This window comes from Fictibacillus gelatini DSM 15865 (genome assembly GCF_000430745.1).
In the GTDB taxonomy this organism is placed as follows: Bacteria; Bacillota; Bacilli; order Bacillales; family Fictibacillaceae; genus Fictibacillus_A; species Fictibacillus_A gelatini.
Window position 1 is genome coordinate 505,095 of sequence record NZ_AUMP01000001.1, and the last position, 15,987, is coordinate 521,081.

Here is a 15,987-nt window from a genome sequence, read left to right on the forward strand (position 1 = left end):
AAAATCCTCCTTGTTAGAAAAACTACGATTATCGTCAGGCTTTTAGCGCGCAGCAGTCTTTCTTTTACTTTCATCCATTAATAGAATGAAAAAAAGCTCCCATCCCTAAGCATAACGCTTAGGGACGAGAGCTGTACTCACGCGGTTCCACCCTAATTGGCATACCAAAAACTGCATGCCCACTTTCATCAAAATGGCTCCAGACTGCCGTTTCTCTGAACTTTCTTCCGGGCTCCCACCATCCCCGGATCGCTAGAAAGAAAAGCTGCTCAGATACTATACGCCTTTCACTGCCAAACAGTATTTTTATTTATTGATAATATATAAAGTATATCCAGTTTGTCAAGGAAGGTTACATGTAATTTTAATTTTCACTACTAAAATCGCATTTTTCCAATGGCACGATTTTTGTTTTCTTTATCCATTTATAAGCAAGCCAGGCGATGATGAACAACGGCAAACCGATATAGGATACTGCCACACCATACCAATCAATTTTCCCGCCGGTAAAAGCTCCGTAGTTTTGTCCAAGAACGACGAACAAACATAAAATGAACGAAAACAATGGGCCAAACGGGAACCACTTCGCTTTGTAGACAAGTTCATTTAAATCCCGCCCTTGAGCGATGTAAGCTTTTCTGAAACGATAATGGCTGATGGCAATTCCAAGCCAGGCGATAAAGCCGGACATGCCCGATGCATTTAATAGCCAGAGGTAAACAGCATCATTTTTAAACAATGATGATAAAAAAGCAGCTGCTCCAATAACCGTTGTAACGAGGAGCGCATTCATTGGTATTCCCCGGGAATTGACCTTCGCAAGAAAACGAGGCGCTTTCCCTTCTTTCGCAAGTGTCCATAACATCCGGGTCGCCGCATACATCCCCGAATTCCCCGCAGATAAGACGGCTGTAAGAATGATCGCATTCATCACCGATGCCGCAAAAGCAAGTCCCGCTTTCTCAAACACAAGGGTGAAAGGGCTTACAGAAACGTCTTTAATGTCAGAGTGAAGCAAGTTCGGATTCGTATAAGGAATGAGCAATCCAATGACGAAAATCGCTAAGACATAAAATAATAAAATGCGCCAAAACACCTGTTTAATTGCTTTCGGAATATTTTTTTCCGGATTTTCACTTTCACCGGCGGCAATCCCGACAAGCTCCGTTCCTTGAAAAGCAAAGCCGGCAACCATAAAGACTCCAAGAATCCCCATAACTCCGCCGCTGAACGGGGCGTCCTTTACGGTGAAATTTTTAAACCCGACCGATTCGCCGCCCATAATGCCGAAAATCATGAGGAGGCCAACTGCGATAAATATAATAATTGTCGCCACTTTAATAAAGGCAAACCAATATTCCGCCTCGCCATAGCCTTTAACGGATAAAACATTGATGGCTAACAAAATAGCGAGAAATAGGGCGCTCCATAAAATAGGTGAAGATTTCGGAAACCAAAATTCCATCACCATTGCCCCGGCCGAAAGTTCAACGGCAAGCGTAATCGCCCAGTTGTACCAATAGTTCCATCCAAGGGCAAACCCTAATGCAGGGTCAACAAACTTTGTCGCATACGTGCTGAACGATCCGGTTACCGGCATGAAAGAAGCCATTTCTCCCAGGCTTGTCATAAGAAAGAAAACCATAATTCCAATTGCAGCATAGGCGACGAGAGCTCCTCCTGGTCCGGCGGAAGAAATCGCTCCGCCACTGGCAAGGAACAACCCTGTGCCAATGGAACCGCCGATCGCAATCATCGTCATGTGCCTTGCCCGAAGGCCGCGTTTTAATTGATTTTCCGATTGAAGCGGGACGGCTTCGTTTAATTGTAGTGAAGGTTTGCTCATACCATCTCTCCTTTGTTATTTTTTGAACTGATCTTTCGATTATGAGAATGAGTTCAATTAAGAATATTCAGTACATTTGAACTAAAATCCTTCTTTTTCAAAAAATAATCTTAAAAATAGTAGAAAACACACGACTTTAGACCTATAAAGCATTAACTGAACGAAGAAGTTTTCAACGTGCTGCTAATTTAGCTTGTGAAGCGCCTTTTTCTTAATGAGCTGTGCAATCCGTATCATGTTTTCATCATCTTCCGTAACCGAACAGCTTGTCCACCGATATGTCCGATAAACATCGTTGATCCTGACTTTTAAGTAATACGTCAAAAAGGGTTTTTCTTCACATGTTTTGCTTAGATTTTTTTCTCCTAAAATATCTACTTTCTCCATTTCTTTATAAATTTCATGCATATCGCTTTCCGGCAATTGAAAGTCCGATTGAGTAACGACTTTGTTGTAATTAAGCTGAAGCACAAGCTTTTGATCGAAAGTGTTAATCTCGTTTTTTTGACCCGGTCCGTACTTTAAGACAAAATCAAAATTCGCCGGTTTATCGATTGATTTTTCAGAACATCCGGCCATGATCAAAGCTTGTACCATCAACAATAGAAAAATTTTCATTTCAACACCCCCGGTCTGTTATTACTTCCCCTTTCCAAATGAGAATCCCTTTTAATTCGCCTGCAAAAAGAAGCATATTAGTAGACTTCTTTTCTCATACTAACGATAATATAGTTAATATTATTTTTTTGAAGGGAAACTATTATGTTAACATTAAGCGTATTAGACCAATCACCTGTCTCTTTCGGAAGTACACCGAGAGAGGCTGTTCAAAATACCGTTCGACTTGCACAAGAAACGGAGAAAATGGGGTATCACCGCTTTTGGGTGGCAGAACACCACCATACGAAAAATTTCGCCGGTTCGACCCCCGAAGTGCTTATTTCCCACCTTGCCGCGAAAACATCAACCATCCGCGTCGGGTCTGGCGGAGTGATGCTGCCCCACTACAGTTCGTATAAAGTAGCGGAAAATTTCAGGATGCTCGAGACTCTTTACCCGGGCAGAATCGATTTAGGGATCGGCCGTGCCCCCGGCGGCATGCCGCTTGCGACAATGGCATTGCAAGAAGGGAATACGCGCGGAATCCACCATTATCCGCAGCAGGTGGATGACCTGATTGCTTATTTGCATAATGCAGTTGATGAAAATCACCGATTTTGCGGGTTAGAGGCCACCCCTATTCCAGAGACCGCGCCGGAGATCTGGATGCTTGGCTCTAGCGGATCTAGCGCAAGACTGGCGGCTGAAAAAGGGATCCCCTTTACGTTTGCCCATTTTATCAACGGCATTGACGGACCTGCCGTAGCAAAAGCGTATCGTGAAGCGTTCCAGCCGTCATCCCTGCTCGCTGAACCGAAAGTGATCGCCGCCATATTTGCCATATGTGCGGATACGGAAGAACAAGCGGAAAGAATCGCCTCCAGCCTGGATTTATCGATTTTAATGCTTGAAAAAGGAGAGCGGCGGAACGGCGTGCCATCGATTGAACAGGCGCTCAATTATCCTTATACGACTTACGACCTGATCCGAATCAGGGAAAATCGCAAGCGGATGATCGTCGGTGCTCCAGAACAAGTGAAACAACAAGTCCTTCAGTTAAGCAATGACTACGAGACCGACGAGTTAATGGTCGTAACCATTACCCATGATTTCAACGATAAACTCAACTCTTATCAATTACTTTCAGAAATGTTTCCACAGAAGCCATCCCGCGATTAATAGCCGTGGGACATTATAAAAGGCAGGCGCCAATAGCCTGTCTTTTATCTTTGGATTTGCGTTTTTGAATTTTCTTTCACAAGCTCGTACTCTCTTTCCAAATCCTTTAGCGGCAATTCATATAGTTGAGAGCCATCCGAAGCTTTATAAACATGATGCAGAATCAGCTTGTTAATGAGTTCGTCTTTTCGCTTCTTGACGGCTTTTGACAATTCACCCATCGTCTCCCCCTCTTTCGTTGATTGATACAAAAAGCAAGCCCTCTTCTTATCAAAGCAAGAAGAGGGCACGAATATGTAAAGTCACGTCGCTCTTCTTATCTATCAAGCAAACTACCCTTGCTTGTTGGAATTGGCACAGTATTCTCAAGCGAGAACCCGCTGCCGAGGCATCATAGGGCCAAATCCCTCCACCTCTCTTGATAAGAATCCGTTCATACTATGCAATTGTATACTACAATTTAATGGATGATTCTGATTTTGTCAATACTTAATTTCAATTAATCCCATCACTTTTATCGATATTCAATTGTTTAAATAAAGGACGTTCTGTTCGCTCCACTGTTTTTACCGCATTAAAAAAGTTTAAATACAGAATATAAATTGTAACTTTTTTGTAACCACTTCATTTGGAAGTTGATTTAAGATAATTTCAGTTGATCAACTACAGCAGAAAAACTTGGCTTAGCGTAACGTATGAATAGCGTTAGCTTTCGTTTTTCTATACTTTGTACTTTTTATCGCTTAAGCGTAGTTAAACTTTCTTCAAACTATTGAGAAAAATCATTGGGGGAATTTCAAATGACAACCATTATTCGCAGAGCAAACGTATTGCTTGTTGTCTTATCTACATTGTTGCTTGCAGCAACGATCCTTTTCTCGCCATTTTCGAATTCAGCGTATGCCGCAAAAGCTTCTAAAGGCGAACAAATTGCCTCTTTTGCCAGGACGCTAGAAGGGAAGCCTTATAAATATGGCGGAACAACGGTTAAAGGGTTCGATGCTTCCGGATTTACTCAGTATGTATACAAACAAGCCGTGAATGCCACCTTACCGCGTACGATTGACCAGCAATATAAAAACAAAAATGCAGTTTCCGTTCCACAAAAGAAATTGCAGCCTGGAGACTTAGTATTTTTTAAGCTGGACGGCAAGAACGTTTCTTTTGCCGGTATTTACTTAGGGAAAGATCAATTTATTGCAGCTACTACAAAAGGCGTTAAAGTTCAATCATTATCCACAAAGTACTGGAAAAGCACTTACGCTGACGCAAAACGCGTTGTAAAATAAATTTCAAATCAATAAATCAAGCAAAACTCTAAACTCTACATAAAAAGCATGCAACCTGCTTCTTTAGATTGCATGCTTTTTACTTTATTAGATGGAATACGCTCGTTTTGCGGATTGGATCGTATTTGCAAGCAGCATTGTAATCGTCATCGGACCGACACCTTTTGGCACTGGTGTAATGTAAGAAGCTTTCTCGAGACAGTCTTCAAAATCAACATCGCCGCAAAGCTTTCCGTCTTCCATTCGGTTAATCCCGACATCGATGACAACTGCCCCTTCTTTCACCATGTCTTTACCGATCATTTTCGGTCTTCCGACAGCTACGATTAAAATATCACCCTGTGAAGTGATTTCTTTTAAATTTTCCGTTTTTGAATGACAGTAGGTAACCGTTGCATTTTCATTCAACATCAACTGGCCGACCGGTTTCCCTACGATATTGCTTCTTCCAACGACAACGACGTGCTTTCCTTCCATCGGCAATTCATACGCTTTGATCAATTCCAATATTCCGTATGGCGTACATGAAATAAAGCATTCCTGGCCAAGCATCATTTTTCCGACATTCACCGGATGGAAGCCGTCCACATCTTTTTCTGGAATAATCGTTTCAATGACCTTCTGTTCCGAAATATGATCTGGCAAAGGAAGTTGCACTAAAATGCCGTGGATGCTCCTATCCTTGTTAAATTTTTCAACCTGATCAAGAAGTTCTTCTTCCGTTACCGTCTCCGGAAGTTCAACCAGGACGGAATGCATTCCGACTTTCTCACATGCTTTCACTTTCGAACGGACATACGTTTGAGACGCTGGATTGGCTCCGACAATAATTACGGCTAATCCAGGTACGATTCCTTTATCCGCCAAATGCTCGACTTCACTCTTCATTTCTGCTTGTTTCTTTTCCGCTAATTCTTTTCCGTTTAATAATACTGCTGCCATCATTTGCCTCCTCCAATCACAAAAACCGAACATTATTTTTAAAAAGCGACTTTATCATTCGTTATTTATATATAAAATAACATGACCTCGATAAAAATTAAAGGATTTATATTGGCAGGAACAATAGACGCAACTTTAAAAACTTTCCGATTACGTTAAAGCGTTCATTGCAAGAGCAAGAGCGCCGCATAATCCGGCCCTGTCGGCCAGACCTGGCGGAACGATATAATGCTCAATGTTCTCAAGAAGTTCTTCTTTTTGTATATAGCCGTTTAACATTTCCTTCACGTTTTTGCGAATAAGGGGGAAAAGATGATTTTGTTTCATAACTCCTCCGCCTAAAATCATTTTTTTCGGAGATAAAATTAAAGCATAGTTGACCAGACCTTGAGCCAAATAATAGGCTTCTAATTCCCACACATCTTTAATATCACTTAACTCCATCCCTTTTCTTCCCCATCTTTTTTCAACTACTGGGCCTGCCGCCATTCCTTCCAGGCAATCTTGATGGTACGGGCAATTTCCTTCAAAAGGATCTTCTGGATGGCGTTTAACGACAATATGTCCCATCTCCGGATGAGATAAACCGTGAAGCAGCTGTCCTTCAACGATTGCCCCGACGCCAATGCCTGTCCCGACCGTCATATATAAGCAGCTGTCCAGGCCTTTTGCCGCCCCCCACAATAATTCACCAAGCGCCGCACCATTGACATCTGTATCAAAGCCAATGGGCACAGAGAATCGTTTTTTCATCTCGCCTACAAAATTAAAGTTTTTCCAATGCTGTTTTGGCGTGCTTGTGATAAAGCCATATGTACTGCTGTTTTTATGTAAATCAATGGGTCCGAATGAACCGATTCCAATCGCATCAAGCTTCTCATCCGCAAAGAAGGCATAGACATGTTCCATCGTTTCTTCTGGCGTTGTTGTTGGAAAACTGATCTGTTTTAGTATCTTCCCTTTTTCATTCCCAATTCCGCAAACGAACTTTGTTCCCCCTGCTTCAATTGCCCCGAAACGCATTGCGTCATCTTCCTCTCTTTTTTCTTAAAATTCTACATTTTATCTTATCATAAAAAAAACAGCCGATTTCCTCAATTGAAAATCGGCTGCCTGTATTTACTTTATTAGCCGCCCAATCATCGGGTAATTAAACGTACGATCCCCTAAGGCGTACACAATCCCCATAATCGGTGCGATAATGGCGATTAATCCAAAAATAATCAAAAACGGAATACCGATGAGGATAAACGAAAAAACGATGGATAGCCAGATGAGTACTCCCATTACAATATGAAAAACTAATGCTTGCAGTGAAATTCTTCTTACCTCTTTATCGCCGCTTAAAAGCAAGACGATTAAAGGAACGAGGATAGGTGCAAACCATGTGCTCGCATGGACGATCACTTTCAACCATTTCCCTTCCATTCCAACCTCTCCTTCATGACAAATTTGCTTTACTTCTGTTTTTTCCCGATTAAATGTGTGACAAGGATAATCGTAGCCGCCAGTGATCCTCTTTTCCCATAGGCTAAATATTTCCCAGTCCAAATCGGGCTATATTTGCTTTTGAAATTCCGTAACCCGCTGAAACTGTACATATAGCGCACTTTGTTGAAGATAGCCGCCGCAATCCGTTCATACAAAAATGCGGTTTTCGCCTGGCCGACATTCGATAAAGGCGCCATTCCAATATTAAAGTACTTGTACCCATTTTCTTTCGCCCAATTCAATAAATGAATGAGCATGGCATCCATAATACCGCCAGGTGAATCGGGATAATACCGCATTAAATCAACCGATAACTGCCCAGGCTGATAAACCGGCATGAAATTCATAAAGGCGACAATTTTCCCATCTTGATCCGAAAGCGTGGCAATCGGAGCACGTGATAAATAGTCTTCATCAAAATAGCCTAATGAAAATCCTTTTTCTTTTTTCGTTCCTAGCCACGCATCAGAAACATGGCGCAACTCCTGAAAAAAATCTTCAGAAAATGGCGGGTGATGGACATCGAACGTATACCCTTCACGTTCAAAACGATTGAACGTCGCGCGCAACCCGGCCCGTTTTTTCCCTGATATGGTGAACGAGTCTAGCGAAATGACCGCTTCTTCGCCTAATTTAAAGAAATTGTAGCCAAGATCATGATATAAGGCCATCAGCTGGCCGCTGATTTGATAAAAAATGCAATAATATCCATAGCGGTCGGTCTCATCCGTAAATTCTTTTAAAATGGCAGGGATTGAAGAAGGTTCCCCAAAAGGATCCCCTAAAACAACAAGCCGTTTTCCCACTTTCGCAAATTGCAGCATCGCTTTTCCGTCACTGCTAAAATAAAAGCGTTTATCGCCTAAAAACCCTAGATGGCTCAATACATTTCCGCCATGCTCTGCCAGAAACGCCTCGAGCTTCTTATCATCCGCCTCTTCCCCCGGCAGCTGATCATGGGCTTTGTCAAAAATGATGACAAAGACGGTAATATAAATGCAGGCAAAGAGGAACGCAGAAAACGTCACAGAATATAATCCGATATATGAGCCTGTATAACCGCTTAAATCAAGCAGCAATTTTGTCAGCCAGACAAACAGGCATAACGTGATGATCGAAAGAATGATCATATGGAATACGCTTGCTGACGTAAACGGCAGGCTTCTTCGTTTAAACCGGCCCCTGAGCGTATACAATAACCCTGCGACAATTAATAAAATAATCGCGACCAACACCCATAACGTCAACAAATTTAAGATGCTGGCGGCAACGAGAGCGATAATCGCCATGTAATACGCCCGTTTCGTTTTCCGGTAAATTTCCTTTACTAAAAATAAAAGGATAAGCCCGCAACCAAAGGTAAGCGCATGGTCTAAATAGATGAGCTGGACCGGAAGTTCAAAATCCGCTCCACCGCTCGCTAATAAATAAACGACTTCAAATGAGACGAGCATGAAAATCCATAAACTTGAAAGAAGAATAAGGGCAGAAAGCGACCATGAACCAAGCCGTATAAAAAATTGGCGCTGCAATGTCCAGATTACACCTGTTGTTTCAATAGCCGGCGTTAAAAAACGGTTATCGTCCATCTTTTTCATGACCACACCCGTCATTTCCAGTGCGGCAAAAACAAGACCTAACCCGAATGGAATAAAATAATAAGCAATCCGATATAAAAGAAGCGCGGTTAATACAGCGCCTTTTTCAATATCAAACGCTTGCATCCCAATTAAAAACATTAAATCAAACGACCCAAAGCCACCGGGGATCAAACTGATAACACCGGCCGTTGCAGCAACCGTATAAACGCCGATCGTTTGTGCAAATGTCAAATCAATCCCCGTCAATTTCAAAATGACATAGAGAACAACGCCCGCCGACAGCCACTCAACGAATGAGACGGCAGAATACATGAGCGTATATTTCGGGGAAATCGAATCGCTCTTTTTTAATTTTGAAACTAAAATATAGGCGGGGACGATTAATGCGACACCGACAAATACAACCCACATCCATACTTTTTCATCAAGAACGACATGAGCCGGAAAGACGTTAAATAAAGAGAGAAGCGCCAATATGGATAAACCGTTAATAACCGCAGGAGCCATCCAGGCGATTCCTTTTAACAACTGTTTTCCATCATCGACATGCTCGCGATAAAGCATCGCCCGCAGGCTTGCGCCAATTAAACCGCCAAAACCTAAAATACCGTTAAACGTATTCGCGATCCATGATACACGAAAGATCTTTTGAACAGGGATTTCAGTCTTTAATGACCGGACAAGAATATAATCATAAAAAAACATCGTAGCAACCGCAAGTGCACCAACGGCAACCGCAAGTAGAAAGCCGCCATTTGGAATTTCTTTAATTGCTTTTATTGAATCTTTAAGCGAGAGCCCGGCCAATTCTTTTTTGCCTTGAAAAAAGATAAAGGTAATCAATAAAATAGGAAAAAGGATCTTCCCTATTTTCAATAAACGTTTTGTCATTTCATTCATGTTTTGCAGTCTTTCCCCCTCTACATGAGCACGTCCGCTAAACGAGTTACTTTTTCCTCTACTTTCATTCTTATCCTGAATACGCCATAAAAAACCTTTTTATTTTTCTTTCATCCAATTATGAACAGTAAGACAAAATCTACCATCCTTTTTCCAAAGAACGGTAGATTTTAATTATCTCATAACATCTTTTAAAATTCGAGAACTTATCATAATTTATTAAGCCGCTACATCCCGTTTGTTAAATACAACTAAGGAAAGTGCTACGAAAATGATAAAGTAAACCGCGAGAACGGTAAGCGAAAAGCCAAGGGTCATGCCTTCAACTAGCGGGGTGCCTGTCGTATATTGTGTTAAATCGGTGTTTGCAAATAACACATATTTCACCCAATCATACTTATGCAAAATTTGAATGGCAATAGAGCTGCCCATCGTTAAAAAGATGGAGATGCCAATGGCGAGCGAGCTATTGCGGAAAACGGTTGACATCATAAAGGCAAATGTGACCATCATAATCAGGCTGATACAGTTTAATCCATATGTGCTCATAATATGAAGAACCATGTTTTGCTCAACGACTTTTCCATCGGTATAGGCTAAATATGGCGCAGAAACTCCTTCAAATCCGAATAGAATACCGCCTAAAATCCATGAAACGGCAAATAAAACGACTAACATGAAAACCGCATATAAAAGAGTGGCGATATATTTAGAGAACAACACCATCGTTCGGCTAACAGGGCGGATTAACAACAGTTTAATCGTCCCCCACGAAAATTCACTGGCCAGAATTCCTCCGGCAATGATAATTGTAAAAATGCTGATGACACTTACTAAATCACTCGTATTATCGACAAAACCCCAGAGGCTGTCAGATTGAATCGGCTTTATATTATGCTCAAGCCGGTATTCATTGATCGCAATGTTCCTTTTCACATGTTTTTTAATGTCATCCGGCAATTTTTCATTCAGCGTTTTTTTGTCTTCTTTAATCTCTTTCGTTACCGCCTGTTTCCAATTTGCATCGTTTGCCTTCTCCGTCGTCGTTTTTTCAATGACCCCCATTAAAATGATCCCGCCAACTAATAGAAGGAGCATAATAATGCTTCCGATTCTACGGTAAATTTTCATATTTTCATTTCGGATTAGTCCAATAAAATTAGCCAACTTGTTTCCCTCCAGTCACTTCAAGGAATTTCTCCTCTAACGTTTTCGTCATTTCCGAAATTCCGTAAATCTTGATCCCTTCTTCGACTAAATCAATGACAATGTCCGGAATCGCTTCTTTCTCCATGAGAACGTCGATGTAATCTTCACCTGTTGTTATCACCCCGTCATTCAGTTTAGCCGCAAAAATGCGTTGGGCCTTTTCAACAGGCTCAACATGAAAGCGGACCGTTTTTTGTTCCTCTCCGCTCACGAATTCAGTGATGTTTTGCACTCCGATTAATTGGCCATTTTGCAAGATGCCGATCCGGTCACACATCAATTCCATTTCGGCGAGCAAGTGGCTGGACACGATGACAGCCAGACCTTCTTCCTGGGCCAATTTCCGTAAGTAATGGCGAATTTCGCGGATGCCCGCCGGATCGAGCCCGTTTGTCGGTTCATCAAGGATTAAGACAGATGGCGAATGAAGCAACGCCTGGGCAATTCCTAATCGCTGGCGCATTCCGAGCGAGTACGTTTTCACTTTATTGTGAATGGCGTCCTCCAGCCCGACAAGCTTCACGACTTCTTTAATCCGCTCTTTTGTCACACCTTTGACCATCCGGCTATAGTGGATTAAATTTTTATACCCGGATAAAAACTTGTACATTTCAGGATTTTCAACGATCGCCCCAATATGTGAAATCGCTTCTTTGAAATTTTTACTAATGTCGTTCCCTTTAATTAACACTTTTCCTTCCGTAATTCCCATCAATCCGACCATCATCCGGATAGTTGTCGTTTTCCCGGCGCCATTCGGCCCAAGAAAGCCAAAGACTTCCCCTTTATATATATCGAATGTAAGTCCGTGAATGATCGTTTTATTCCCGATCTTCTTTTTTAAATTTTGAATTTGCACAATCGGTGTTTGACTCATCTTTCTTCCTCCTCTTAACAATTATAAATTTCTCGATTTGTTTTTTGATGGCAAAACACGTTGTTCTGCTTTTTCATAAATTAACAGCAATCGTTGAATAAAGGAAAGCTTTGGAACGATCCAATAAACGAACAATGCTGAAGTGATGCCGATAAAGGCTCCGGCCAAAACATCTACAGGATAATGAACGCCAACCCACACACGAGAGATTGCTACACAAATGGCGAGAATCAGCCATACCCATCCTTCTTTTCTTCGCATCAGCCAAAAGGATGCACAAATGGAAAAAAACAAAATCGAATGATCGCTTGGAAAAGAATTATCCACGGCATGTTCAATCAGTTTATTCACATGTGGAAGCGACGCAAACGGTTGGTTATGGGAGTATATCAAGCCTGCCATTTTGCCTGAGGCTTCGGCAATGACAGCCGCAGCCGCCGCATTAAAAACCATTAGCCTATTTTTTTCTCTTCTTGTAAACCAATAGACGATCATTCCTAAAATAAGAACATACAGCATATTTTCCGCCAGAAATACCGCAACCGGATTAAAAGCCGGATATTGGCCGCCAAGGTCGTTGATTGAACGGAACAGATCGACATTCAATTGGGAAAAAGACATTTGAATGAACCTCCAACAATTTTTCTTTATTTCATTGTTCCTTAATTCCATCATCAATAATAGTTGAAAGTCTAATGTCAAACTATCGATTTACCTTACACAACCTTACAGTTTTGTAAGATTCATTACTCATACTGCTGTTTCATCCAATCAACAATGCTGAGGTTTTCATCATCCCGAAGTTCTTCTACGTCCCGAATGCCGATCAATTCTCCTTCTTTAAGCGCTACGGCCATGTCTAACAGCGGCTCGATTTCTTTCAATTCATGCGTCGTAATAACAATCGTCCGATGTTCGATATCCAAAAAAGAAATTAAACTTTTAACAATCGCATCCCGGACCATGGGATCCAGTCCGGAAAAAGGCTCATCCATTAAAATGACCGGGGCTTCGCGGGCAAGTGTCAAAACCATTTTCAGACGGCCGCGACTTCCCTTCGATAAGCTTTTCACCCTTTTTTTTCGATCTAACTTCATGAATGCTACAATTTCATCCGCTCTTTCCAGGCTGAAATCGGCAAACTGAGAGGCATAGAACTGAATCGTCTCTTCAACGGTAAACGGATAATACACGTCCAACTCCGACAAATAGGAAACGGCTTTTGCCATTCTTCTGTCCATAGGAACTCCATTAACGATAACCGTTCCTTTTGTAGGACGAATTAAACCGGCCATTAACTTTAAGGTGGTCGATTTCCCGCTTCCATTTTCCCCTACAATGCCGATAATTTTACCTGATGGGAGAGTGAAGGTCACATCTGTTAACGCTTGATGCTTCCAATATCGTTTCGAAACATTTTTAAACTCAATCATGCCTTATTCCCCTCCCTTGCCCTGATATGCTCTTCAAGGCCTTTCATCATCTCTTCGACCGTAAACCCCATTTCCTTCATATCGTCCACAAAGCTGGATATTTGTTCTTCCTTCAACCTTTCCCTAAGCTCGACTAATATGGATTCATTTTCGGTCACAAACGTCCCTTGTCCCCTTTTCGTTTCCACAATCCCCATCCTTTCCAGTTCACTGTACGTCCGTTGCACCGTGTTAGGATTGACGCCTGACTGAATCGCCATTTCCCTCACCGATGGCAGCTTGTCTCCTGCTTGCAATTCTTTGCGCAAAATTTGCCGATTGATTCGTTCTGCCAATTGAAAGTAAATGGGCTTCGACGCATTAAATTCTTCTCCCATTGGCTACACCTCAACTTTTCTGTCGATGATCCAACTGGTTATAAAAAATAAAAGAAGGGCTACAAGTGAGTCAAAGACCAATTCACCAATATACAGGTTATAACTGAAATTTTTAACGTCAAGTTGATCGGAGGTAAATAATGATACAACATGAATCTGCCCCCAATGGGTTAAATACGTGTACACCTGACTGGAAGCCATTTTCGTCAACAGCCATACAGAACCGATAAAGAACAGGGCAACCGCTACTCCGCTTGCTACTTTTCCTACGAGCCTTTGGAGCAATTGATCCATTCCCCAGATGAAACTGATCCAAATCCCTAATTGTAAAGAAGTCACAATGATATGGAGGATAATCAATATGCCGATTCGAAAAATGTGTAGTCCCGTTACATTCGATTCTTGAAAAACATCATAATGAAAAACGCAGGAATACAGTACGAACAAACTTGTAATGAAGAGCGAGGCGACCATGAATAGTAGTCCGGCTGCCATTTTAGCACTAAGCAAGACGGCTCCCGATGCGGGGTTGTGCAGCCATAAATGCATTCTCTTTTTTTCCAAAGCCAAACTTACTGGCATATAAACAAATAGAAAAAAACAATGAAAAAACAGCAACATCACTGATGTAACGATTAAAAAATCCGGACGGCCAGTTTTCCATTCGAGAAAAAAAGCGAAGCCGATGCAAAGAAAAAGGACCGATAATTCAATCACCATCACCGGAAGCCCAAGGCGATACTCCTTTTTCAATAATCCACGCCAAACGTTCATATGTGATCCTCCAATTCCACCTATTGTTCCACTGAATTAGTGTTCTAGTTACATAGTACACTAATACGAATGAAGGGTCAACAAATTTTACCAAAAATTGAAGAACTGAATCCATTTCTCTCCAAATAATAAACAGACATCGCTGTCATAACGATGCCTGTTCCATTTAATTATTCAAAAATGTAGGATAAAACTTTCAATGCTTGCTCTGGCGTCTCAACAACGACCTGCGCTTTGTTGGACAGTTCTTTAAGCGGGTGATGAAGGCTTTCCGGCCGGATTAAAATGAGCGGCTTTTGCATAGCGATGGCTGTCGCCGCGTCCATTGCCGTATTCCACTGCTTGTACTTTTCACCAAACAGGGCGATGACGACATCCGCTTTCCTCAGTAAAATTTCCGTCCGCAAATTGTTGATGCTGGAAGCCGCTTCATCCTTTAAAACAGGATTTGGCTGCTTGCCGATAATTTCTTCTCCGACGTTATCCGAGCGGTCATGATCTTCCATCGGACCGACAAACGTTAATGGAAGCTTCATTTCTTCCGCTTTCAATTTGATTTTCTCACGCCAGTCATCATGAATTTGTCCTGCTAAGTAGACGATCAGTTCCATTTGAAATTCCTCCTTCAGTAAAACTATACCGCAATCCATCGCCCCGTAAACATTTTAGTGGAACAACCTGTGACCGACATAATCCCATAAATTTTTCCCGATTAAAATGACAGTGACGACGATAAATAATAGGCGAACATAACCTGCACCTTTTTTAATGGCAAAATTCGTACCGACAAGTGCCCCCGCCATCATGGCAAGAGCCATTGGAATCCCATATGCATAATTGACAGAACCCAGCGCAATAAAGGTGATGACTGCGGCAATGTTGCTGCCAAAGTTAAGCACTTTCGCATTTCCTGACGCTTCAACGAAACTGAAGCCGACAGCAAGCAGCGAAAATAAGAAAAAGGAGCCCGTTCCGCCGCCGAGAAAGCCGTCGTAAAACCCGATCGCAAAGACGACGATTCCGAAAATGACCATCTTTTTCTTCGTCATCCCTTTAAAGGTGGACACCGTCCCCCAGTTTTTTTTGAAAATCGTATAAATCGTCACGATGATCAATAAACAAAGGACGAGCGGTTTCAAGTTTTCCGATGGGATGAGCCTGACAATATAGGCGCCTGAAACCGAACCGAGCACCGCAAGCGGAAACAGCTTTAAGACGAACTTTAAATTAATTTGGCCGGATTTCATAAAAGAAGCCATGCTTGTGAGCGAACAAACGGTGCTTGCCAGCTTATTCGTTCCTAACGCAACGGAAGGAGGAAGCCCGACAAATAATAAAGCCGGTATGGAAATAAGTCCGCCTCCCCCGACGACAGAATCGATGAATGCCGCGATAAATCCTGCGATGATGATGAACAGCAACAGTTGAAGATGGATATCATGCATAGTCTTTTACCCCTTCTTGTTGTA

At 42.0% G+C, this 15,987-nt stretch carries 17 protein-coding genes and 1 riboswitch; of the genes, 2 read left to right on the forward strand and 15 right to left on the reverse strand.

All coding sequences use genetic code 11. The features are described from left to right. Positions 1–364: 364 nt before the first annotated feature. On the reverse strand, positions 365–1,846 hold the full coding sequence (locus H538_RS0102660) for an amino acid permease (protein ID WP_026676254.1): 1,482 nt from the start codon (positions 1,844–1,846) through the stop codon (positions 365–367). 183 nt (positions 1,847–2,029) lie between these two features. Next, positions 2,030–2,464: a hypothetical protein gene (locus H538_RS0102665; protein ID WP_026676255.1), complete on the reverse strand. Its 435-nt coding sequence runs from the start codon at positions 2,462–2,464 to the stop codon at positions 2,030–2,032. Positions 2,465–2,608: 144 nt separating this feature from the next. Here H538_RS0102665 and H538_RS0102670 point away from each other — a divergent pair, with 144 nt between their 5' ends. Beyond that, on the forward strand, positions 2,609–3,625 hold the full coding sequence (locus H538_RS0102670) for an LLM class flavin-dependent oxidoreductase (RefSeq protein WP_026676256.1): 1,017 nt from the start codon (positions 2,609–2,611) through the stop codon (positions 3,623–3,625). Positions 3,626–3,669: 44 nt separating this feature from the next. On the opposite strand, the gene H538_RS25360 is transcribed toward H538_RS0102670, so the two are convergent. After that, positions 3,670–3,846 (reverse strand): Fur-regulated basic protein FbpA, encoded by a 177-nt coding sequence (locus H538_RS25360; protein WP_081412552.1) that lies wholly within the window; start codon positions 3,844–3,846, stop codon positions 3,670–3,672. A gap of 92 nt (positions 3,847–3,938) precedes the next feature. Next, a riboswitch (SAM riboswitch) is annotated at positions 3,939–4,053 on the reverse strand. Between the two features lie 372 nt (positions 4,054–4,425). Between H538_RS25360 and H538_RS0102680 the strand changes: the two genes are divergently transcribed. Next, positions 4,426–4,914 (forward strand): C40 family peptidase, encoded by a 489-nt coding sequence (locus tag H538_RS0102680; protein ID WP_051291216.1) that lies wholly within the window; start codon positions 4,426–4,428, stop codon positions 4,912–4,914. Between the two features lie 87 nt (positions 4,915–5,001). Here H538_RS0102680 and folD read toward each other — a convergent pair whose 3' ends face one another. From folD to H538_RS0102740, 12 genes are all read right to left on the reverse strand, one after another. Beyond that, positions 5,002–5,856, reverse strand: coding sequence for a bifunctional methylenetetrahydrofolate dehydrogenase/methenyltetrahydrofolate cyclohydrolase FolD (folD, locus tag H538_RS0102685; RefSeq protein WP_026676258.1), 855 nt, complete (start codon positions 5,854–5,856; stop codon positions 5,002–5,004). Between the two features lie 150 nt (positions 5,857–6,006). Further along, positions 6,007–6,879, reverse strand: coding sequence for an ROK family protein (locus tag H538_RS0102690; protein ID WP_026676259.1), 873 nt, complete (start codon positions 6,877–6,879; stop codon positions 6,007–6,009). Positions 6,880–6,975: 96 nt separating this feature from the next. Further along, positions 6,976–7,284 carry a DUF4870 domain-containing protein gene (locus tag H538_RS0102695; protein ID WP_026676260.1) on the reverse strand — a complete coding sequence of 103 codons (309 nt, stop codon included), beginning with the start codon at positions 7,282–7,284 and terminating at the stop codon, positions 6,976–6,978. Between the two features lie 29 nt (positions 7,285–7,313). Continuing rightward, the gene (gene mprF, locus H538_RS0102700; protein WP_026676261.1) at positions 7,314–9,848 is read right to left on the reverse strand and encodes a bifunctional lysylphosphatidylglycerol flippase/synthetase MprF; all 2,535 of its coding nucleotides are present in this window, start codon (positions 9,846–9,848) and stop codon (positions 7,314–7,316) included. A 219-nt stretch (positions 9,849–10,067) separates the two neighbouring features. After that, positions 10,068–11,015 carry an ABC transporter permease gene (locus tag H538_RS0102705; protein WP_026676262.1) on the reverse strand — a complete coding sequence of 316 codons (948 nt, stop codon included), beginning with the start codon at positions 11,013–11,015 and terminating at the stop codon, positions 10,068–10,070. After that, complete coding sequence (locus tag H538_RS0102710; RefSeq protein WP_026676263.1) at positions 11,008–11,934, reverse strand: ABC transporter ATP-binding protein; 927 nt, start codon at positions 11,932–11,934, stop codon at positions 11,008–11,010. Before H538_RS0102710 ends, H538_RS0102705 begins: the two co-directional genes overlap by 8 nt. Before the next feature lie 21 nt (positions 11,935–11,955). Further along, entirely contained in the window at positions 11,956–12,555 is a 600-nt protein-coding gene (locus H538_RS0102715) for an undecaprenyl-diphosphatase (protein WP_026676264.1), read from the reverse strand. A gap of 125 nt (positions 12,556–12,680) precedes the next feature. Beyond that, on the reverse strand, positions 12,681–13,367 hold the full coding sequence (locus H538_RS0102720; protein ID WP_026676265.1) for an ABC transporter ATP-binding protein: 687 nt from the start codon (positions 13,365–13,367) through the stop codon (positions 12,681–12,683). Then, positions 13,364–13,744 (reverse strand): GntR family transcriptional regulator, encoded by a 381-nt coding sequence (locus tag H538_RS0102725; RefSeq protein WP_026676266.1) that lies wholly within the window; start codon positions 13,742–13,744, stop codon positions 13,364–13,366. The genes H538_RS0102720 and H538_RS0102725 overlap by 4 nt, the downstream gene beginning before the upstream one ends. A gap of 3 nt (positions 13,745–13,747) precedes the next feature. Further along, positions 13,748–14,518 (reverse strand): hypothetical protein, encoded by a 771-nt coding sequence (locus H538_RS0102730; protein WP_026676267.1) that lies wholly within the window; start codon positions 14,516–14,518, stop codon positions 13,748–13,750. A gap of 170 nt (positions 14,519–14,688) precedes the next feature. Next, complete coding sequence (locus H538_RS0102735; protein ID WP_026676268.1) at positions 14,689–15,129, reverse strand: YtoQ family protein; 441 nt, start codon at positions 15,127–15,129, stop codon at positions 14,689–14,691. A 54-nt stretch (positions 15,130–15,183) separates the two neighbouring features. Next, the gene (locus tag H538_RS0102740; RefSeq protein WP_026676269.1) at positions 15,184–15,963 is read right to left on the reverse strand and encodes a sulfite exporter TauE/SafE family protein; all 780 of its coding nucleotides are present in this window, start codon (positions 15,961–15,963) and stop codon (positions 15,184–15,186) included. Between the last annotated feature and the right edge of the window lie 24 nt (positions 15,964–15,987).